Below are 19778 nucleotides of genomic sequence, written 5' to 3' on the forward strand. Positions count from 1 at the left end.
ACCCCCTTTCGCAAAGGGGGAGCGCTTGGGCGGCAATGGGGGATTGTGTCGGAAACCGGAAGCCGGCTCAGCCGGCTACGCGGTACGGATCAGACCCGCGAAGTCGGCTGCAGAATCTCGACCCAATACCCATCCGGGTCCTTGATGAAGGCGATGTCCTTCATGCGCCCGTCGCTGAGTTTCTTCTGGAACGCGACGCCGAGTTGCTCGAAGCGCGCGCAGGCGGCCTCGACGTCGGGCACCGATACGCAGATGTGGCCGAAGCCGCGCGGTTCGCTGTTGCCGTGGTGGTAGGCGAAATCGGCGTCGTCTTCGGTGCCGTGGTTGTGGGTCAGTTCGAGCACGCCGCGCTGGCTCAGCAGCCATTCGCCGCGCGCGGGTTCTTCGGCGGGAATCCGCGCGGGGTCGTTCACCAGCACCAGGAAGTACAGGCTGAATTTCGCCTCGGCGAAATCGCGCTTGCGCACCAGGGTGAAGCCGAGCACGCGGGTGTAGAAATCCAGCGAAGCCTTGGGATCCTTGATCCGCAGCATGGTGTGGTTGAACACGAAGTCGCGGGTCGCGGCTTCGGGCTGCGCGGTCACGCCGGGCACGGCGTCGAGTTCGGATTGCAGGGACATGGCGTGGGCCGGTTCGAAAAGGGAATCAAGGATCTAGGGCCGCAAGGCCGCTGTCTCAAGCTTGAGCCGACGGCGCGACCGGATCGCGCTGCAACGACAGCAGGATCAGCAATACCGCCAGGCCGACATAGGCGCCGATGAACTGCCAGGCGATCACCCGCTGCAGGCCTTCGAGCGCCCATGGCAGGTACACGCCGCCGCGCGGGTCGACCGAGTGGATGATGCCGAACAGGCTCAGGCCCGCGCCCGCGAGCAGGAACGCCGCGGCGCGGCGCAAGCGGCCGTCGACCATCGCCGCGACCGCCGAGGTCCAGATCATCGAGGTCATGATGAAGCCGTTGCCCAGGGTCACGATCACCGCCAGTTCCGGCAGGCCGTGGCCGTCGAGCGCGCTCATCAGCTGGGCGTGATGCTCCGGCGCGATCCAGCCGGGGTTGCCGGTCTTGATCGCGAGCATGTAGGCCACCGACGGCAGGAAGCCGAACACCATCGCGGTGGCGTGCTTGCTCGGCGTGGCCTGGAACGCCTGGGTGGTGATGTCGAGCGCGACGTAGACGATGATCGGCGCGAGCACCGCCAGCGGCAGCCACTGCACCAGCCCCGAGACGATCCCGAGCATGCCGCCCAGGCCGATGAACAAGCCGGTCAACAAGGTGTAGCCGCTGCGCGCGCCCATGTGCTTGTACGCGGGCTGGCCGATGTAGGGCGTGGTCTGGGCGACGCCGCCGACGAAACCGGCGACCAAGGTCGAAAACGCCTCGGCCAGCAGAATGTCGCGGGTGCGGTAATCGTCGCCGGCCGCGCGCGCGCTTTCGCTGACGTTGATGCCGCCGACCACCATCAGCAGCCCGAACGGCAGCAGCAGCGGCAGGTACGGCACGGTGTAGGGCAAGCCGTCGAGGAAGCCCAGGGTCGGCAGCGGCAGGACGAAATGCAGCGGTTGCGCGGTCGGAAAGCTAAAGCCCGGCGCGCCCAGGCCGATCGCGCCGAAGCCGTAGAACAACGCGGTGCCGAACACGAACGCGACGAACACGCCCGGCAACTTGATCGGCAGCCGCCCTTTCGCGATCAGCACATACAGCAACAGCCCGAGGGTCATGAACCCGACCATCGGCGAGCGCAGGGTTTCGATCAGCGGCAGAAAGCCCATCAGCACCAGCGCCACGCCGGCGATCGAGCCGAGCAGGCCGGCGCGCGGAATCAGCCGGGTCACCGTGTCGCCGGCGAACGACAGCACGAACTTGAGCAGGCCCATCACGATCAGCGAAGCCATGCCGAGCTGCCAGGTCGCGGTCGCCGCGGCCTGTTCGTCCATGCCGGCCTGCTTGAAACCGACGAAGGCCGGGCCGAGCACCAGCAGCGCCATGCCGATGCTGGTCGGCGCGTCCAGGCCCAGCGGCATCGCGGTGACGTCGTCGCGTCCGGTTTTCGCGGCCAGCCGTCGCGCCATCACCGTGTAGATCAGATTGCCGACCAGCACGCCGAACGCGGTGCCGGGGAACATGCGCGTATAGATCACCTCGGCCGGGAAACCGAAGATGCCGATCAACGCGGCCGAGATGAAACCCAGGATCGACAGGTTGTCGACGACCAGGCCGAAGAAGCCGTTGAGATCGCCGGGGACGAACCACGAGCGCCGCATAGTCTTGTTATCGACGTTCACCAGCCGCGTCCCCCGTTACGAATTACGGCATCGACGTTCACTGTCCGAGCCCCCCAGTTACGAATCAAGGCATCGACGTTCACCAGCCGCATCCCCCGTCCACCATCGCGCCAACAGCCGACGCCTTCAGCGGAAAACGAACAAACCGGCGGCAGCGCAGCCGCAACGCCGGGGTTAAACGTTGAAGGCAACGAATCGATGACGCTCATGGGTGGTACTCGGATGCGCGATGCGGGAAGGGACGCGTCCTTGCCGGTGCACCCGCGATCCGTTTGCGGGAGGGTGGTGCATGGGGCGGATTGAGAACGAATGCGGAAGCGGCGGAAGCGAGGTGCGCGGTGCGGCTGGCGGATCGGTTGCGGTGAGGTCTGCGGTGGTTGCGGTGTCGCGGTCGCGGCTTGCGCCGCTCCTACAGGGCCTGATCGAAGCTAGGTTTCGCCCTGTAGGAGCGGCGCAAGCCGCGACCGCGACACCACGACTCACCACCCAACCCACATCCGCGCCGCGCACGAACCCGGCTTACCCAGGCGATTCCCCTGAAAATCCGGGAATTTCGCCCTGCCCGACCACATCCGCAGCATAGAACGCCACGCCACCGCCGCGCATCCGGTCCACGGAAACACAGCGGCGCGAAATTCGCACAGGTCGGCGCCGGCCCGGAAGGCCGCCCCGCCCCTCAATCGCCGATCGTCAGCCAGCCGTGGTAATGCACCAGCAAGCCGATCCCGGGCAAGGCCGCGCGCACGTCGAACCGGTAGCGCCCTTCGCGTTCGAACTCGTGCGCGCGCATGCCGTCGAACCAAGACAACGGCAACGCCATGCCGAGCGCGCGCACGCTGCGCAGCCGCCAGATCAGCCCGTCGTCGACGAGTTCCAGCGCGAACGCAAACGCCATCGGGCCGAGTCGTTCGTGGATCAGGCCATCGCGTTCGCGCAGGCGCGAACGCATGGCGCCGTGGCCGAAGCGGCGTATCCAGGTTTCGCCGTGGCGGCCGGCGTCGATCTCGACTTCGATCGCGCCGGCATGCGCGGGCGGCAGGCCCGCGATCCCGCCGCACAATCGCGACAGCCAACCCGCGCCGCGCGAGGCCTCGGCCTCGCCGGCATAACGCCGCACGCCGTCGCGGGCATGCAGCGCGCGCAGACTCGCCGGCAAACGCTCGAAATCGGCGCCGAGGATGCGCTGGTACAAGCTGCGGGCGTCGATGCCCGACGCCTGCTCCGATCCCGAACGCGCGCTGGCGAGGCCGCTCATCCGCGGTCGCTCAGCCGCCACTGTTGCCGATGTAATCGTCTTCGAAGCCGCGCAGGTCCTTGGGCACTACGTACTGGCGACCGTCGTAACGCAGGCGCACGCTGGACTTGTCGGTACCGCCGTCGACTTCGTCGCAATCCTCGCCCTTGGGGACGTTGCGGGTGGTGCGCGCCACGGTATTGAGCAGCAGCCCGGCATAGCCGTTATCGCGCTTGGCGTCGACCGAGATAGTGCGCCGGGTGTCGGTGAACTCGCCGGCGCACCGGGTATCCCACTCGCCCTGGTTGCGCATCACCACCAGATTGCGCAGCACCGGCCGCAGGCCGGTCGAGTCGATGACGTACAAGCGCAGGGTGCTGTCTTCGTAGGGATTGGGCCGCGAATTGCCGCTGCGGTTGACGCGCAGGCCGAACGCGGTGGTCTTGTCGTCGAGGCGATAGCGCGCGGTGTCGAACGCGAACGAGGACACCCGGATCGCATCGGAGGACAACACACCGTCCTCACGATGGCGCTGCACGATGCGATCGCGCGCGCTGTCGACGACCAATAGATCGAGGTCGGCCTCGTCCACGGCCTGATCGCCGTCGCGAGCGTGCTGCAGCTTCACCGCGACCAAGGTCTTGTCCGGCGAGGCCGGCCACACCTTGCACACCACCTCGGCGGGATTGACCCAGCGCGTGGGCGTGCCGCTCAGGCGCAGCAGGTCGCCGTTGTCGCCGCTGTCGTCCTTGGCCCCGGGATAGGCGACGTCCAGCAAGGCGGGAATGCGCGCCTCGCAGTCCCCGGCCGCGGTCGCGGCAGTGGAAAACACCGCGATGCAGAGCATGGCCGTGCAAAGCAGGGCGGTACGAATCGAAAAAGCGGACAGCGCCGTCCGATGGGCTGGGTTTCGCATCAGGTCATCCATATGAGAGTCGCCATGCGGCCGGTACGGCGGTCGCGGCGGTGGGAATAGAAGCGGTCGGGCTCGCTGATGGTGCACAAGCCGCCGCCGTGCACATGATCGGCGGCCAGGCCGGCCCGCGCCAGTCGTCCGCGCGCCAGCGCATACAGATCCACCCGCCAATGCCCGGGACGGGTGGCGACGAAGGCCGCCTCGGCCCCGGCGTCGCGGGCGACGAAGGCATCGCGCACCTCCGCGCCGATTTCGTAATGCCGCGGCCCGGCCGCGGGCCCGAGCCAGGCATGCACGCGCGCCGGTTCGGTGCGCATGGCCGCGACGGTGGCTTCGAGCACGCCGTCGGCGAGCCCGCGCCAACCCGCATGCGCGGCGCCGACTTCGCTGCCGTCGTCGGCCGCGAACAGCACCGGCAGGCAATCGGCGGTGAGGATCGCCAGCACGCTGCCGCGGGTCGAGGTCACCGAGGCGTCGGCCTCGGGTTCCTCGGCGAGGGTCGTCGCGCTGGTGCGCGCCGCATCGAAACGCAGCACGCCCGCGCCATGCACCTGGTGCAGCCAATGCGGGGGCGATGGCAACCGTGCGAGTTCGATCAGCAGTTCGCGATTGCGCGCGACCGCGAGCGGATCGTCGCGGTCGCTGCCGTAGCGCGTGCCGAGGTTGAAGCTGTCGAACGGCGGCTGCGACACGCCGGCGCCGCCGCGCACGGTGGTGAAGCCGCGCACCGGGGTCAGCGGCCAGGCCGCGGCGATCCACGGCGCCTCGGCGTCGCCTGCCGTCACCGCCCGGCCTCGACCGCCGCGCGGGTGTCGGCGCGCAGTTCGGCGATCAGCCGCTGCAGGTCGGCCGGCACCGGCGCGGTGCAGCGGATCGGTTCGCCGCTGGCGGGATGCTTGAATTCCAGAGTTTCCGCGTGCAGGGCCTGGCGCTTGAAGCCGCGCAAGGTCTCGACCAGCCCCTCGGTCGCGCCCTTGGGCAGCTTGAGCGGGCCGCCGTACAGCGGGTCGCCGACGATCGGATGCTTGAGGTGCTGCATGTGCACGCGGATCTGGTGGGTGCGGCCGGTTTCCAGGCGGCACTCCAGCAAGGTGTGGGCGCGGAAGCGTTCGCGCAGCCGGTAATGGGTGACCGCGTCCTTGCCGTCCTCGCGCACGCCCATGCGCAGGCGGTCGCGCGGGTGGCGGTCGATCGCGGCATTGGCGGTGCCGCCGGACACCAGCGCGCCGACCACCACCGCCAGGTATTGGCGATGCACGTCGCGCGCGGAGAGCTGTTCGACCAGCGAGGTATGCGCCGGCAGGGTCCGCGCCACCACCATCGCGCCGGAGGTGTCCTTGTCGAGACGATGGACGATGCCGGCGCGCGGCAGCGCCGACAGGCCCGGGTCGTGGTGCAGCAGCGCATTGACCAGGGTGCCGGCCGGATTGCCGGCGCCGGGATGCACGACCAGCCCGGCCGGCTTGTCCAGCACGATCACCTCGCTGTCCTCGTACAGGATGTCCAGGGCGATGTCTTCGGCGACCGCGTGGGTCTGGGTATCGAGCACGACGTTCAGTTCGACCGCCTCGCCGCCCTGGACCGGATCGCGCGGGCGCACCTCCTGGCCGTTCAGGCGGGCGTCGCCGGATTTGATCCAGGCCGCCAGCCGCGAGCGCGAATAGTCGGGGAACAGCTCGGCGAGCACCGCGTCGAAACGGCGCCCGGCGGCGCTGTCGGGAACGGTGGCGGTCAGGGTCTGGCGGGGTGAGGTCATCGGGTCGGGTCGATTGGGTCTTCGGCGTGAGCCGGGCCTGGGGCCTGGGGGAGCGGGATCGCGGCGGCCGGTCGCGAACGCGGCGGCCGGCACAAGGAAGTACGGGATCGGTTAAGGGGGCCGACCCGCGGACTGCTATTATCGGCTCTTCGTGCCTCCGGCGCCCGTTGATGCCTGCCATGACCGTACGTTCCGCCCCGTCCAGCCGTTTCGTTCGCCTGTTTTGCCTGCTGCTGATCGCCGCCGTCGCCACTACCGGCTGCAAAAGCGTCGGCAAGATGTTCAAGAAGGACAAGGATGCGGACGAAGGCCAGCCGGTCGAGGCCATCTACGAGAAGGCCCACAAGGCCATGACCAACGGCAACTGGTCCTCGGCCGAGACCAGCTTCAAGCGCCTGGTGGCGCAGTACCCGTACGGCCCGTACACCGAGCAGTCGCTGATCGAGACGGCCTACGCGCAGTACAAGTCGGGCAAGCACGACGACGCGGTCAGCAGCATCGACCGTTTCATCCGCACCTACCCGACCCACCGCAACATCGCCTATCTGTACTACCTGCGCGGGTTGGTGAACTCCAGCCGCGACACGGTGTTCCTGCAGAAGGTCTGGCGCCTGGACGTCAGCCGCCGCGACCTGGCCACGCCGATGCAGGCGTACAACGATTTCCTGATCGTGGTCGAGCGCTACCCGAACAGCCGTTACGCCGAGGACGCGCGCAAGCGCATGCTGGTGCTGCGCGACACCTTCGCCCGTCACGAGCTCGATGCCTCGCTGTATTACCTGCGCCGCACCGCCAACGTGGCCGCCGCCGACCGCGCCAAGTACCTGCTGGAAACCTATCCGCAGAGCCGCTACCAGAACGACGCGGTCGCGGTGCTGCTCAAGGCCTACGAAGGCCTCGGCAACGCCACCCTGGCCGCCGACGCCAAGCGCGTGCTGCAGCAGAACGACCCCAGCCATCCGGCTCTGTCGGGCGACGAGTGGCCGGATTACCCGAGCAACCTGCGCAAGCTCAACCCGTTCGCGGGCGAGAAGTCGGCGGTGGACAACCGCGACAAGGAAGAAGCCAAGCGCAAGCAGCAGTAAGCGTCCGGTTCGAATCGCAGAATAAAAAACGCCGCCTTCGGGCGGCGTTTTTTTATTGTTACTGAGCGCGGCGCGGGTACGAGCGCCCCCTGTAGGAGCGGCGCAAGCCGCGACCGCGACATCGCGCTTGCGTCGTAACTGCGGTGTCGCGGTCGCGGCTTGCGCCGCTCCTCCAGGGGAGGCACGGGCCAGAACGTCAGGCCGAATATCCGTTGGTGATCGGATACCGCCGCTCGCGCCCGAACGCGCGATGCGACACCTTCGGCCCCGGCGCGGCCTGATGCCGCTTCCACTCGCTGATTCGTACCAGCCGCAGCACCCTATCCACCGTCGCCGGGTCGAAACCCGCGGCGACGATCTCGTCGCGCGACTGCTCCTGATCGACATGGCGCAACAAGATCGCGTCGAGCACGTCGTACGGCGGCAGCGAATCCTGGTCCTTCTGGTTGTCGCGCAATTCGGCCGACGGCGGACGCTCGATCACCGCCCACGGGATGATCGGCGCGCCGGCGATCGCGTTGCGCCAGCGCGCGAGCGCGAACACCTCGGTCTTGTACAGGTCCTTGATCGGCGCATAACCGCCGCACATATCGCCGTAGATGGTCGCGTAGCCGACCGCGTATTCGCTCTTGTTGCCGGTGGTCAGCAGCAGCCCGCCGAACTTGTTGCTCATCGCCATCAGCAGCGCGCCGCGGGTGCGCGACTGCAGGTTTTCCTCGGTCACGTCGACCGCCTTGCCGGCGAAGGTTTCGGCCAGGGTGTCGAGATAGCCCTGGAACGGTTTTTCGATCGGCAGCGCGATCAGTCGCACGCCTTGGGTCGCGCATTGCTCGGCGGCGAGGTCGTTGGACATGTCGGCGGTGTAGCGCGAGGGCATGCGCACCGCGACCACGTTGTCCGGGCCGAGCGCATCGACCGCGACGGCCATGACCAGCGACGAGTCGATCCCGCCCGACAGCCCCAGCCAGACTTTTTCGAAACCGTTCTTGCGGCAGTAATCGCGGGTGCCGCGCACGATGGCCCGCCACGCCAGCGCATCGCGGCCCTCGTCCGCTTCGCTCGGCCACGACACATGGGTAAAGCTGCGGGTTTCGTCGTGGTAGTCGGCGACCAGCCAGTGATCCTCGAACGCGGTCGCAGCCGGATGCACGTTGCCGTCGCCGTCGGCGAGCACCGAGGCGCCGTCGAACACCAGCGCGTCCTGGCCGCCGACGACGTTGAGATAGGCCAGGGCCACACCGGTTTCCTGCACCCGCGTTTCCAGCAGCGCATCGCGCTGGGCGTGCTTGTCGCGCTCGAACGGCGAGGCGTTGGGCACCAGCACCAGGCGCGCGCCCGCGTTCGCGGTCGCGGCCAGCGGCTCGGCGAACCACAGGTCTTCGCAGATCACCACGCCGACGCTGACGCTTTCGTCGGACCCGCGGCCCTTGACCTCGAACACGCAGGCTTCGCCGTCGGGATCGACGTCGAAGTAGCGGCGCTCGTCGAACACCGCGTAATTGGGCAGTTCGCGCTTGCGGTAGGTGGCCTCGACCCGGCCGTCGCGCAACACGCTGGCGGCGTTGTAGACGACCGCGCCGGCCGCCTGCGGCCAACCGACCACGGCGACGATGCCGCGCGTGTTTGATGCGATGCGCAGCAGCGCGGCTTCGCAATCGGCGAGAAAGCTGGGCCGCAGCAGCAGGTCTTCGGGCGGATACCCGCTGACCGCCAGCTCGGGAAACAGCACCACATCGGCGCCGTGTTCGTCGCGCGCCTGCACGATCATCGCCGCGATCCGCTCGGCGTTTTTTTCGACCGCGCCGACGGGGAAGTCGAACTGGGCCAGGGCGATGCGCAAGGTGTTGGGCATGGGAGTTTCAACAGGTAAGTCAGTCCAGGCTGACGACATTGCGGGCCAGGGCGGCGTGGATCTGCTCCAGCACCGCGTCGGTCCGCATCAGGGCGTCATTGTTCCAGAATCTGAGGACGCGGTAGCCGCGGGATCGCAGATAGAAGGTCCGCCGCTCGTCGGCGTGGCTATTGGAATGCTGGCCGCCGTCGACTTCGACGATCAGACCGCGTTCGATGCAGGCAAAGTCGGCAACGTAGGGGCCGACGGGGTGCTGGCGGCGGAACTTGCAGCCCATCAGGGCCCGGTTTCGCAGATGGAACCATAACCTGTGCTCGGCGTCGGTCATGCTGCGGCGCAGGCGGCGGGCGAAGGTGGATTTTTGGCCTGGGCGCATCCTTGCGCTCCTTGGGGCGAGTGGAACTGCAGTTTCTTCGCTGCGGCTTTGTCGGGGCATAGGGGAAGCGGCCCTCACCCCAACCCCTCTCCCGCAAACGGGAGAGGGGCTTTATCCCGCAGATGGGTAGGAATCCGCGCCGTTGGTCTCGACGTCCCAACTCATCCGCGTAAAACCATGGGCCGAGGTGCATCGAGCCCCTCTCCCGCTCGCGGGAGAGGGGTTGGGGTGAGGGCCGCCCCAAACGCAGAAAGGCCGCCCGAAGGCGGCCTTTCCGACAAACCATGACGCTTCGGCTTACTTCGCCAAGCGCTTGGCAATCGCCGCGCCCAGGTCGCCCGGCGACTTCACCGTGGTGACGCCGGCCTTCTCCATCGCCGCGAACTTGCCCTCGGCCGTGCCCTGGCCGCCCGAGGCGATCGCGCCGGCGTGGCCCATGCGCTTGCCCTTCGGCGCCGAGGCGCCGGCGATGAAGCCGACGACGGGCTTGGTGACGTACTGGCTGATGAACTCGGCCGCTTCTTCCTCGGCCGAACCGCCGATTTCGCCGACCATGATGATGCCTTCGGTCTGCGGATCGTCCTGGAACCACTTCAGCGCATCGATGAAGTTGGTGCCGTTGATCGGGTCGCCGCCGATGCCGATGCAGGTCGACTGGCCCAGGCCCACGTCGGTGGTCTGCTTGACCGCTTCATAGGTCAGCGTGCCCGAGCGCGAGACGATGCCGATCTTGCCCGGCATGTGGATGTGGCCCGGCATGATGCCGATCTTGCACTCGCCCGGGGTGATCACGCCGGGGCAGTTCGGACCGACCAGGACCACGTCCTCGTAGCCGTTGAGGGTGTTCTTCACCCGCAGCATGTCGAGCACCGGGATGCCTTCGGTGATGCACACGATGACCTTGATGCCGGCGTCGGCCGCTTCCAGGATCGCGTCGGCCGCGAACGGCGGCGGCACGTAGATCACCGACGCGTCGGCGCCGGTTTCCTCGACCGCGTCGCGCACGGTGTTGAACACCGGCAGGCCGAGGTGCTGGGTGCCGCCCTTGCCCGGGGTCACGCCGCCGACGACCTTGGTGCCGTAATCGAGCATCTGTTCGGCGTGGAAGGAGCCCTGCGAGCCGGTGAAGCCCTGGACGATGACTTTGGTGTTCTTGTTGATCAATACGGACATGTCATTAACCCCTTACTTGCCAGCGACGGCAGCAACCGCCTTCTTAGCGCCGTCGTTGATGTTGTCGGCCGGGGTAATGGCCAGACCCGAGTTCTTCAGCAGTTCCTTGCCGGCTTCCACGTTGGTGCCTTCCAGGCGCACGATCACCGGCACCTTGACGTCGACTTCCTTGACCGCGGCGATGATGCCCTCGGCGATCATGTCGCAGCGGACGATGCCGCCGAAGATGTTGACGAAGATCGCCTTGACCTTGTCCGAGCTGAGAATCAGCTTGAACGCCTCGGTCACGCGCTCCTTGGTGGCGCCGCCGCCGACGTCGAGGAAGTTGGCCGGCGAGCCGCCTTCCAGCTGGATCACGTCCATGGTCGCCATGGCCAGACCCGCGCCGTTGACCATGCAGCCGATGTTGCCGTCCATGGTGACGTAGTTGAGGTCGTACTGGCTGGCCAGCACCTCGGTCTCGTCCTCCTGGCGGATGTCGCGCATCGCGGCCAGGTCGGCGTGACGGAAGGTGGCGTTGTCGTCGCTGTTGACCTTGCCGTCGAGGACCGCGAGGTCGCCGTTGGTGAGGATGGCGAGCGGGTTGAGCTCGACCAGCGCCAGGTCCTTCTCGTTGAACAGCTTGTACAGGCCCAGCATGATCTTGGTCAGCTGGCCGGCCTGCTTGGCGTTGAGGCCCAGGTCGAAGGCGAGCTCGCGGCACTGGTAGGCCTGCAGACCCTGCACGTAGTTGACGTGGATGGTCTTGATCGCGTCGGGGGTTTCCTCGGCGACCTTCTCGATCTCCACGCCGCCTTCGGCCGAGGCGATGAAGGTGACCGACTTGGTCGAACGGTCGACCAGCACCGACAGGTACAGTTCCTTGGCGATGTCGGTGCCTTCGGAGATCAGCACCGTATCGATCGGCAGCGCCACGCCGGCCGACTGGTAGGTCTCCATCTTGGTGCCGAGCATGGCCTTGGCGTACTGCTTCACTTCATCGAAGTTCTTCGCCAGCTTGACGCCGCCGGCCTTGCCGCGGCCACCGGCGTGGATCTGGGCCTTGACCACCCAAAGATCGCCGGGAATGGCCTTGGCGGCCGCGACGGCTTCGTCGGGAGTGCGCGCAACGCGCCCGGCCGGCACTGCGATGCCGTAGTCGGCAAACAGCTGCTTTGCCTGATATTCGTGAAAATTCATGCGTCACCGAGGGGAGTGAAAGACGTCCCGCGCGTGCGACCGGCCCGGAGCCGGCAGACGTGCGAGGGGGCCGCATTGTCGCCGATCGCGGCGGGCCGAGCAAAACCCGGCCCGCGCAGGAGCCCGCGCAGCGTCCGCCAGGCCCATTACAGGACGATCGCAGGCCGGTTACCGCCGACCAGGCCCCGCCGGAGGCCTGTTCGAGCAAAGCCCGCGGGCTCTCGGCACCCGCCGCAGACCGCCCCGCGGCACGCCGCGCCGGTTCGGACCGGTCAGCCGCCCTATACTGATCGATACTCCGCCCGCGCAGGGAAACCCGCTTGCCGTCAGGTCTCGCCCCCGTCAGTCCGGCCGAAGCCGACCTCGCGCTGCGCCGCGAACTGTATTTCTTCACGCTATATCGGCTGCTGGAAGCCGCCTTGCTGGTGCTGTTCCTGTTCGGGCCGGTCGAGAACCTGATCGGCTCGCCGCGCCACGACCTGTTCGCGCGCTCGCTGTCGCTGTCGTATCTGTTCATCGCGACCTTGCTGTTCCTGTTCGGCCGGCGCGGCGAACTGCGCGGCCAGGCCCTGGCCGGGATCGCCTGCGACCTGTTCTTCGGCATCCTGGCGATCCACGCCTTGCCCGGCGCCGGCACCGGCATCGCCTTGATGCTGATGTTCAACGTCGGCGCCGCGGCCTTGCTGCTGCGCGCGCGCTACGGCATCGGCGCGGCGATACTCGCCTGCGCCGGCCTGATCGGCGAATGGATCTGGAACGAGATCGGCGGGGAAACCACGGGCCGCACCATCGCCGAGCCGATCATGTTCGCGGTCGGCTATCTGTCGATCGCGCTGCTGACCAACATGCTCGGCCGGCAGATGCGCGAGAGCCAGGAGCTGGCCGAACGCCGCGGCGCGGAAGCGGCGAACTACGCCGAAATCAACGAGCTGATCATCCGCCGCATGCGCACCGGCGTGCTGCTGGTCGATGGCGAAGGCCGCCTGCGCCTGGCCAACGAGGCGGCGATGCTGCTGCTCGGCGACAGCGGCGAATACGACGGTTCGCGCCATGGCCATCGCATTCTCGCCATCGCCTCGCCCGAGCTCGCGCGCCGGCTGAGCCGCTGGCGGGTCGAGGGCCGGCCCGACGAAAGCCCGCTGCAACTCGCGCCGGACCTGCCCGAAGTGGTGCCGCGCTTCACCCGGCTGCTGGCCGGCAGCGACCAGACCCTGATCTTTCTCGACGACACCTCCTTGGTGTCGCGCCGCGCCGAATCGATCACCCTGGCCGCGCTGGGCCGCTTCTCGGCCAGCCTCGCGCACGAGATCCGCAATCCGCTGGCGGCGATCAACTACGCCGTGCAATTGCTGGAAGAGTCGCGCGACATCGCCATCTCCGACCGTCGCCTGCTCGAGATCGTGCGCCAGCAGGGCTCGCGCATGAACGGCATCGTCGAGAACGTGCTCGGCATGGCGCGACGCGAACCGGCCAAGCCCGAGCATCTGGAATTGATGGGCTTCGTACGACAGTTCCTCGACGAGTACCGGGTCAGTCATCCGCTCGAACAGGACACCTTGCGCGCGACCGGGCCGGACGCCCGGGTCGCGGCGATGGTCGATCCGCGCCAGTTGCATCAGGCCTTGACCGTGCTGGTCCACAACGCGCTGACCTACGGCCGCATCCCCGGCGAACCGGCGCGGGTGACCGTGCACGTGTATTTCGATGAAGTGGGATTGCCGGCGATCGATGTGCTCGACCGCGGCCCGGGCATCCCCGATTCTGTCGCCGAGCGCCTGTTCCGCCCGTTCTTCACCACCTCCAGCCACGGCACCGGCCTTGGCCTGTATATCGCGCGCGAGCTGTGCCGCGCCAATCAGGCCTCGCTGGATTACGTGTCCGTGCCCGGCGGCGGCGGCTGTTTCCGCATCCGCCTCGCCGGCGCCAGCGCGCTGTCGCCGGCGTGAATCGTCGTGCGACAAGCAGAATCTGTGCCACAAGCGTCTTGGCCGCGACCATGCCGTTAAGCTATCGTGGGCGATGGAGGGCGCAATGGCTGAAACACGTAGTGCATTGGTAGTCGACGACGAGCGCGATATTCGCGAGCTGCTCGTCATGACCTTGGGCCGGATGGGCCTGCGTTGCGACACCGCGTCGGGCCTCGGCGAGGCTCGCAGCCAGCTGCTGCGCAACAGTTACGACTTGTGCCTGACCGACATGCGCCTGCCCGACGGCTCGGGCATGGACCTGATCGCCGAGATCAGCCAGAAGTATCCGAACACTCCGGTGGCGATGATCACCGCCTTCGGCAACGTCGAAGCCGCGGTCGACGCGCTCAAGGCCGGCGCCTTCGATTTCGTCGCCAAGCCCGTCGACCTGGCGGTGCTGCGCGATCTGGTGCGGCACGCGCTCGAACTCAACGACACCCGCCGCAGCGCCAGCGAAGCGGTGGGTTCGCGCCTGTACGGCGAGTCGCCGGCGATGATCAAGTTGCGCCAGACCATCGGCAAGGTCGCGCGCAGCCAAGCCCCGGTGTACATCGCCGGCGAGTCCGGCGTCGGCAAGGAACTGGTCGCGCGCACCATTCATTCCGAAGGCGGCCGCGCAGACGGTCCGTTCGTGCCGGTCAACTGCGGCGCGATCCCGGCCGAGCTGATGGAAAGCGAATTCTTCGGCCACAAGAAAGGCAGCTTCACCGGCGCCCACGCCGACAAGCCCGGCCTGTTCCAGGCCGCCGACGGCGGCACCTTGTTCCTGGACGAAGTCGCCGAGCTGCCGCTGCCGATGCAGGTCAAGCTGCTGCGCGCGATCCAGGAAAAATCGATCCGCCCGGTCGGCGCGCAAGCCGAACTGGTGGTCGACGTGCGCATCCTCTCGGCGACCCACAAGGACCTCGCCGCGCTGGTCGCCGACGGCCGCTTCCGCCAGGACCTTTACTACCGCATCAACGTCATCGAGCTGCGCGTGCCGCCGCTGCGCGAGCGGCTCGACGACCTGCCCGGCCTGGCCTCGAAGATCCTGCACCGGCTCGCCGGCAACCAGGGCCGGCCGGTGCCGCGACTGGGCGAGGACGCGCTCGAAGCCCTGCGCGCCTACGGCTTCCCGGGCAACGTGCGCGAACTGGAAAACATCCTCGAACGCGCCCTGGCCCTGGCCGAAGGCGAAGTCCTCAACGCCAGCGACCTGCGCCTGCCGCGTCTGTCGACCCAGCCGCCGCCGTTGCCGGCCCACGCGGTCCAGGCCGGTAACCCATCGCCGCAGCCCGGCGCCGTCGACCCGCGCACCCTCAACCCGCGCGACACCGCGACCAGCGCCCTGCCCTCGTACATCGAGGAAATCGAGCGCGCCGCGATCCAGCAGGCGCTGCAGGAAAACCGCTACAACAAGACCCGCACCGCCGCGGCCCTGGGCATCACCTTCCGCGCGCTGCGCTACAAGCTCAAGAAGCTCGGGATCGATTGAGATCGCCGGTGGCCGCGTGGCCACCCGGCGCTTGCCGTTCGGGCGCAGCCTGCGGCTTATTAAGCGATAGCGCACCCGATAAGGCCTGCCTCCGCCGATGGCGAAGACAGCGCGCGGACCGAAGCTATCGCCTCGTCATCGGCAGGCCCAGACCCGATCCGCTCCAGGCACCCAACGAAACGGCCGCCACGACCGTCCGTCGCCGGAATCCGATGCTTTCCGCCCGGCTACGCCTCGAGCCCGCCGAAGCGGCCATGCATTGCGTGATGAAAACCGCAGTTTCTGCCCAGGAAAATCCAACCTGACGCATTTGGTCACCCGCCCAAACCATCGACTGACCTTCCGCGTCACACGACTGCGAGCACAACCGGGCCGATACGTGATGACGCTACCAGTTTCGATCCCGAGCCCAAGCCGCAGCGAAGTTGGCATGGGTTGTGCGTACTCTTCCATGCACGTGCGGCACGCACGGCTGCCGAAGGATCGAACATCCGGACCTGTTGGCACGTGAAGCAACTCAATCACCACTCCTAGGGGATACACCATGAAGAAGCAGCAAGGCTTTACCCTCATCGAACTGATGATCGTCATCGCGATCCTCGGCATCCTGATCGCCATCGCTCTGCCGGCGTACCAGGACTACACGATCCGTACCAAGAACGTTGAGTGCCTGAACGTCGCCGCTTCGGCCAAGCTGGCCGTGTCGGAAACCGCTCAGGACCGTGGCTCGCTCGCCGCCATCACCAGCCAGGCGATGACCGGCTACAGCTTCGCCGCCAGCAGCTACTGCGCCAGCGTCATCATCACCCCGGTCACTGGCGTGATCACCGCGACCACGCAGAACACCGGCGCTACCGCTCCGGCCGTGTTCACCCTGACCCCGACCGCTGCTGACGGCCGCGTTGATTGGATGTGCCGTGGTACCGGCAAGGCTTCGCAGCTGCCGGCCGAATGCCGCACTCCGTAATTAGCTTCGCTTCGAGTTCTTAGTTCGCTTGAAAAAACCCCGGCATATTGCCGGGGTTTTTTTGTGTCACGAAGAATCCATAGGAACTGCTCTGCGTTCAATCAGCGGCACTGATTTACACATACGGCCTTATCTGTCCTGGAGCGAATCTGACGCACTTCCAAGGCAAAAAGCGACCTTGCTTGATACTCAAGCACCAAGCGCGCCCCAACCAACTACTGCAGGTACTGCCCAATGCTCCGGCTGACTGTGATCGATCGCAAATGATCGAATGAAATTTTCATCCCTACACAGGATGCCTTTAGGCGAGCAATCCGCCAGATAGCGTGACGATCACCACACTTAAGAGCGCAGCAAAAAGTTGGCATGACTCATGCTTGGTATTACATGCAGCGTAGCTCGCCGAAGGACTGGGTACCGGCTCGCTGGCATTGCACCAAACCCTGCTGACGGCGTTGGCCCGCGCCGCTTCGAGGTAGAGCGGATCACCCCCCTAATGATCCTTTCCTTTCAGTCCGCACACCCTGGGGTACCCCATGAAACGGCAACTCGGCTTCACGCTCATTGAGTTGATGATTGTCATCGCGATCATTGGCATTCTGGTCTCGATAGCGCTCCCAGCTTATCTCGACTATGTAACGCGAACCAAGAATGCTGAATGCCTCAATGTGGCGGCCGGAGCCAAGCTTTCAGTATCCGAAACTGCGCAAGACCGCGGCTCTCTCAGTCTGGTCACCGCACTCAACACCGGATATAGCTTCAGCGCTTCCAGTTACTGCGCCAGCATCACAATTGGCAACAACGGCGTGGTGACAGCTGTATCTTCGCCGGGTGCGGCCCCTTCGGTGACCTTCACCTTACGTCCCACCGAATCCTTAGGGCGCCTGGAGTGGGATTGCAATGTCGCAGCCGGTACCAACCTCACGGTGGTGCCTGCGGAGTGCCGTTAAAAGCAGTGCGACGCACCTTGCACGGGCGCTCATCGCAAGAGGTTTAGTTGTCATCGGCAGCACTCGGCAGAAAGCTCACCTGTCCGTATAGTCTGCACCAGCCATTTTTGGAACAGACTCATGCTCGCTCGTCTTGTGCTTCTTGCTGCGATGGCATTGGCCGTTTTCGCCTATTGGGCAGGCCTATCCGGCCCGTTCATATTTGACGATCTACCCAATCTCAGTCCGGTAGAAAGCTGGCTCAAGGGCGAAATAAGCTGGCAGTCGGTAATGTTCGGCAACCAGTCCGGCATGATGGGACGGCCTTTGTCCATGGCCAGCTTTCTCCTCAGCGCGGAGCTTGGTGGGCATACTCCGTTCGCTTACAAATTCGGCAATCTAATCGTCCATTTGCTTTGCGGCTTCATCGGTTGGCAAGTCGTTCGCCGCCTTCTCGCTGAAGATCCGCGCTTGGCCGCGCGCGCCGATTTGCTTGCCAGCGTAGTGGTCGCTTTGTGGTTGCTGCACCCAATCAACGCCAGCACCGTACTCTACTCTGTACAGCGCATGGCGCAGTTGAGCACGCTGTTCGTCCTGCTTTCGCTGTGGACGTATCTGATCGCGCGACGCCAGCTAATTGAGGGCAAATTAGCCGCAGCCCTGCCGAGTCTGTTCGTGCTGTTCCCCGTATTCATGCTGGCCGGGCTGATGAGCAAAGAGAACGCAGCTGTCGCCCCGGCGCTGTGCCTGGTGATAGAACTGGCGTACTTCCTAGCCCGGGCCGAGCACAAGCGGATCAGGCAAGCGTTTTTCGCGGCCTTTCTGGTATTGCCTTTGCTGGCGGCAGCGGGGGCCTTCTTGTTTGCCCCGAGCAAGCTATTGGTCAGTTACTCCGAGCGCGATTTCACTCTGATCGAAAGGCTGATGACCCAGCCGCGGGTGCTGATGGATTACATCTTCACCATTCTCATTCCCCGCACGCCGCTGATGGGCTTGTATACCGACGACTTCGTGCCGTCGCGTGGTTTATTCGCACCCGTGACGACAGCGATATCGATCCTTGCACTTCTGGTAATCAGCGCATTAGCGGTCAAATTGCGCAAGCGAGCGCCAAGCTTCTTCGCCGGCTGGTTCTTTTTCCTCGTCGCTCACGGGATCGAGTCGAGCATCATCCCCCTGGAGCTCTATTTCGAACACCGAAACTATCTACCGGCTCTCGGCCTGATCTTGGCGGTGGTAGGTCTTGTCGCACTGTTGCCCCAAGAACTTCCGCTGAATATCTTCACTCCTAAGCAGCTAGGCACGTTGATCGTTGGTGGTTTCGCGCTTTCGTTCTTGTTCGCCACTGCTGGCCGAGCCAACGTATGGGCCGCGCCAGACACAATGCTCGAGCAGGGCTTGAAGCATCACCCAGGATCCATGCGGGCACAGCTTGAACGAGCCACCATGGCGCTTCAGCAACACGCCAATCCTCAAGGAGCCTACGACGCTTTTGCCGATTTACTCAGTGGAAGCAATCCCCGCTACCGAGTGGTTGGCCGCATTAGCTGGGTGACGTTAGATTGCATGACCGGCAAAACCGTGACATCGACGGACCTCCAACGAGCGGTGTCTCAAGCACAGCCCAGCTTGAGCATGGCCGAAGTTCCTGCCTTGCGATTGCTGACAAGATTCAGCAGGGAGCGCGGTTGCGGTCAATTGACCGACTCGATGATCGCTGATGGCATTGTCACCATGCTCGACCGCGCTTCGAATCAGCCGGACCAATCGCGCGCAAAATGGCTGACCCGCTTTCTGGCGGCGGAGACGCTATTACGTGCCGGGCGATCTGAAGATGCACAGAAGCAGGCCGAATTAGCCTGGAAAGCCAGTGGCGACCTTCCGGCAGGTGTGCTGCTCTCACAGATCTACGCGAGTCGAAAGATGAAGGCCGAAGCGCAGCAACTAGTGGGAATGCTGGAAAAACGGATCAAGCCCTACGACAAGCAGGGACTGGCCGAGCTAGCCAAGACCCGGACGTTGCTCCAGCAGCAGTGATGGACTCTATGAGGGAAGCTCGCAGGGTAGGTGCGCTGCCGGCTCAGTCGCTCGCGCGCGATGCCACCGCCACGAGGCTCGCTGCCATTTGAAGCGGTTGGACGAAAGAGTCGGTAAGAGGGATACGCCGGGCAGACGATCTTAGGGCCAGTTCGCGAAATGCTTTTAGCGCCCTGGTCCGCGTCCTTGAAACCGGCACTGCCTGGCAACGCTCGATAGTTACACAGTGTCACAGACCCGGAACCGCATCGCGGATACCAAGTTCTAAAAAATCCGACGCTTAAAACGAAAAAAACCAAGGTGCAGCGATAAAAATAAGCCGGACGGCACAGGCTATGCCAGCTCGCCGTCTGCCTGCTTGTGTTTTTCTTGGCTTTTATTACTGCCGCAGCCCACAAGCTATGACAGCAATCCGCGCGGTCACTTGGAGCGCAGTATGGTGCGCATTGGGGCCGAGACATTGTTGTTTCACCTGCGGCCTCCTGAGACTGCTGCGCGATCAATACAGCTACAGCCCTCCAATGCCACTGCCCGCGTTTCAGCAGGAGGA

17 protein-coding genes are annotated in these 19778 nt (G+C 65.6%); 6 read left to right on the plus strand and 11 right to left on the minus strand.

Translation table 11 applies throughout. The features are described 5' to 3' along the window. Positions 1-89 precede the first annotated feature (89 nt). From gloA to rluD, 7 genes are all read right to left on the minus strand, one after another. The gene (gene gloA, locus IEQ11_RS19460) at positions 90-620 is read right to left on the minus strand and encodes a lactoylglutathione lyase (RefSeq protein WP_036104519.1); all 531 of its coding nucleotides are present in this window, start codon (positions 618-620) and stop codon (positions 90-92) included. A gap of 55 nt (positions 621-675) precedes the next feature. After that, the gene (locus IEQ11_RS19465; protein ID WP_191822089.1) at positions 676-2262 is read right to left on the minus strand and encodes a SulP family inorganic anion transporter; all 1587 of its coding nucleotides are present in this window, start codon (positions 2260-2262) and stop codon (positions 676-678) included. Positions 2263-2279: 17 nt separating this feature from the next. Next, positions 2280-2492 carry a hypothetical protein gene (locus IEQ11_RS19470; RefSeq protein ID WP_191822038.1) on the minus strand — a complete coding sequence of 71 codons (213 nt, stop codon included), beginning with the start codon at positions 2490-2492 and terminating at the stop codon, positions 2280-2282. A gap of 467 nt (positions 2493-2959) precedes the next feature. Continuing rightward, positions 2960-3538 (minus strand): DUF4166 domain-containing protein, encoded by a 579-nt coding sequence (locus IEQ11_RS19475; protein WP_191822039.1) that lies wholly within the window; start codon positions 3536-3538, stop codon positions 2960-2962. A gap of 10 nt (positions 3539-3548) precedes the next feature. Continuing rightward, entirely contained in the window at positions 3549-4364 is an 816-nt protein-coding gene (locus tag IEQ11_RS19480; protein WP_191822040.1) for a PA3715 family protein, read from the minus strand. A gap of 68 nt (positions 4365-4432) precedes the next feature. Further along, positions 4433-5218: a peptidoglycan editing factor PgeF gene (gene pgeF / locus IEQ11_RS19485; RefSeq protein WP_191822041.1), complete on the minus strand. Its 786-nt coding sequence runs from the start codon at positions 5216-5218 to the stop codon at positions 4433-4435. After that, entirely contained in the window at positions 5215-6189 is a 975-nt protein-coding gene (gene rluD, locus IEQ11_RS19490) for a 23S rRNA pseudouridine(1911/1915/1917) synthase RluD (RefSeq protein ID WP_191822042.1), read from the minus strand. The genes pgeF and rluD overlap by 4 nt, the downstream gene beginning before the upstream one ends. A gap of 179 nt (positions 6190-6368) precedes the next feature. Here rluD and IEQ11_RS19495 point away from each other — a divergent pair, with 179 nt between their 5' ends. Further along, positions 6369-7274, plus strand: a complete 906-nt coding sequence (locus IEQ11_RS19495) for an outer membrane protein assembly factor BamD (RefSeq protein WP_036104537.1) — start codon at positions 6369-6371, stop codon at positions 7272-7274. A gap of 196 nt (positions 7275-7470) precedes the next feature. On the opposite strand, the gene IEQ11_RS19500 is transcribed toward IEQ11_RS19495, so the two are convergent. The 4 genes from IEQ11_RS19500 to sucC form a co-directional block, all read right to left on the minus strand. Further along, positions 7471-9126, minus strand: a complete 1656-nt coding sequence (locus IEQ11_RS19500; protein ID WP_191822043.1) for an NAD+ synthase — start codon at positions 9124-9126, stop codon at positions 7471-7473. A gap of 19 nt (positions 9127-9145) precedes the next feature. Next, positions 9146-9502, minus strand: coding sequence for an endonuclease domain-containing protein (locus IEQ11_RS19505; RefSeq protein WP_191822044.1), 357 nt, complete (start codon positions 9500-9502; stop codon positions 9146-9148). A gap of 297 nt (positions 9503-9799) precedes the next feature. Continuing rightward, the gene (gene sucD, locus IEQ11_RS19510) at positions 9800-10675 is read right to left on the minus strand and encodes a succinate--CoA ligase subunit alpha (RefSeq protein WP_036104545.1); all 876 of its coding nucleotides are present in this window, start codon (positions 10673-10675) and stop codon (positions 9800-9802) included. Positions 10676-10687: 12 nt separating this feature from the next. Further along, on the minus strand, positions 10688-11854 hold the full coding sequence (sucC, locus tag IEQ11_RS19515) for an ADP-forming succinate--CoA ligase subunit beta (protein ID WP_036104548.1): 1167 nt from the start codon (positions 11852-11854) through the stop codon (positions 10688-10690). A gap of 320 nt (positions 11855-12174) precedes the next feature. Between sucC and IEQ11_RS19520 the strand changes: the two genes are divergently transcribed. From IEQ11_RS19520 to IEQ11_RS19550, 5 genes are all read left to right on the plus strand, one after another. Beyond that, complete coding sequence (locus IEQ11_RS19520; RefSeq protein ID WP_191822045.1) at positions 12175-13800, plus strand: sensor histidine kinase; 1626 nt, start codon at positions 12175-12177, stop codon at positions 13798-13800. A gap of 85 nt (positions 13801-13885) precedes the next feature. Next, positions 13886-15295 carry a sigma-54-dependent transcriptional regulator gene (locus IEQ11_RS19525; RefSeq protein WP_036104561.1) on the plus strand — a complete coding sequence of 470 codons (1410 nt, stop codon included), beginning with the start codon at positions 13886-13888 and terminating at the stop codon, positions 15293-15295. Positions 15296-15839: 544 nt separating this feature from the next. Further along, positions 15840-16262 carry a pilin gene (locus tag IEQ11_RS25925; RefSeq protein ID WP_046657784.1) on the plus strand — a complete coding sequence of 141 codons (423 nt, stop codon included), beginning with the start codon at positions 15840-15842 and terminating at the stop codon, positions 16260-16262. A gap of 536 nt (positions 16263-16798) precedes the next feature. Continuing rightward, positions 16799-17212 (plus strand): pilin, encoded by a 414-nt coding sequence (locus IEQ11_RS19545; RefSeq protein ID WP_046657785.1) that lies wholly within the window; start codon positions 16799-16801, stop codon positions 17210-17212. Between the two features lie 120 nt (positions 17213-17332). Beyond that, complete coding sequence (locus IEQ11_RS19550) at positions 17333-19228, plus strand: hypothetical protein (protein ID WP_191822046.1); 1896 nt, start codon at positions 17333-17335, stop codon at positions 19226-19228. Positions 19229-19778: the final 550 nt, after the last annotated feature.

It is taken from the genome of Lysobacter capsici (genome assembly GCF_014779555.2).
In the GTDB taxonomy this organism is placed as follows: domain Bacteria; phylum Pseudomonadota; class Gammaproteobacteria; order Xanthomonadales; family Xanthomonadaceae; genus Lysobacter; species Lysobacter capsici.

Excerpts from the sequence above, each read along its gene's own strand:
- gloA (WP_036104519.1), bottom strand. The coding sequence starts at position 620 with ATGTCCCTGCAATCCGAACTCGACGCCGTGCCCGGCGTGACCGCGCAG.
- IEQ11_RS19465 (WP_191822089.1), bottom strand. The coding sequence starts at position 2,262 with ATGCGGCGCTCGTGGTTCGTCCCCGGCGATCTCAACGGCTTCTTCGGC.
- IEQ11_RS19470 (WP_191822038.1), bottom strand. The coding sequence starts at position 2,492 with ATGAGCGTCATCGATTCGTTGCCTTCAACGTTTAACCCCGGCGTTGCG.
- IEQ11_RS19475 (WP_191822039.1), bottom strand. The coding sequence starts at position 3,538 with ATGAGCGGCCTCGCCAGCGCGCGTTCGGGATCGGAGCAGGCGTCGGGC.
- IEQ11_RS19480 (WP_191822040.1), bottom strand. The coding sequence starts at position 4,364 with ATGCTCTGCATCGCGGTGTTTTCCACTGCCGCGACCGCGGCCGGGGAC.
- rluD (WP_191822042.1), bottom strand. The coding sequence starts at position 6,189 with ATGACCTCACCCCGCCAGACCCTGACCGCCACCGTTCCCGACAGCGCC.
- IEQ11_RS19495 (WP_036104537.1), top strand. The coding sequence starts at position 6,369 with ATGACCGTACGTTCCGCCCCGTCCAGCCGTTTCGTTCGCCTGTTTTGC.
- IEQ11_RS19500 (WP_191822043.1), bottom strand. The coding sequence starts at position 9,126 with ATGCCCAACACCTTGCGCATCGCCCTGGCCCAGTTCGACTTCCCCGTC.
- IEQ11_RS19505 (WP_191822044.1), bottom strand. The coding sequence starts at position 9,502 with ATGCGCCCAGGCCAAAAATCCACCTTCGCCCGCCGCCTGCGCCGCAGC.
- sucD (WP_036104545.1), bottom strand. The coding sequence starts at position 10,675 with ATGTCCGTATTGATCAACAAGAACACCAAAGTCATCGTCCAGGGCTTC.
- sucC (WP_036104548.1), bottom strand. The coding sequence starts at position 11,854 with ATGAATTTTCACGAATATCAGGCAAAGCAGCTGTTTGCCGACTACGGC.
- IEQ11_RS19525 (WP_036104561.1), top strand. The coding sequence starts at position 13,886 with ATGGCTGAAACACGTAGTGCATTGGTAGTCGACGACGAGCGCGATATT.
- IEQ11_RS25925 (WP_046657784.1), top strand. The coding sequence starts at position 15,840 with ATGAAGAAGCAGCAAGGCTTTACCCTCATCGAACTGATGATCGTCATC.
- IEQ11_RS19545 (WP_046657785.1), top strand. The coding sequence starts at position 16,799 with ATGAAACGGCAACTCGGCTTCACGCTCATTGAGTTGATGATTGTCATC.
- IEQ11_RS19550 (WP_191822046.1), top strand. The coding sequence starts at position 17,333 with ATGCTCGCTCGTCTTGTGCTTCTTGCTGCGATGGCATTGGCCGTTTTC.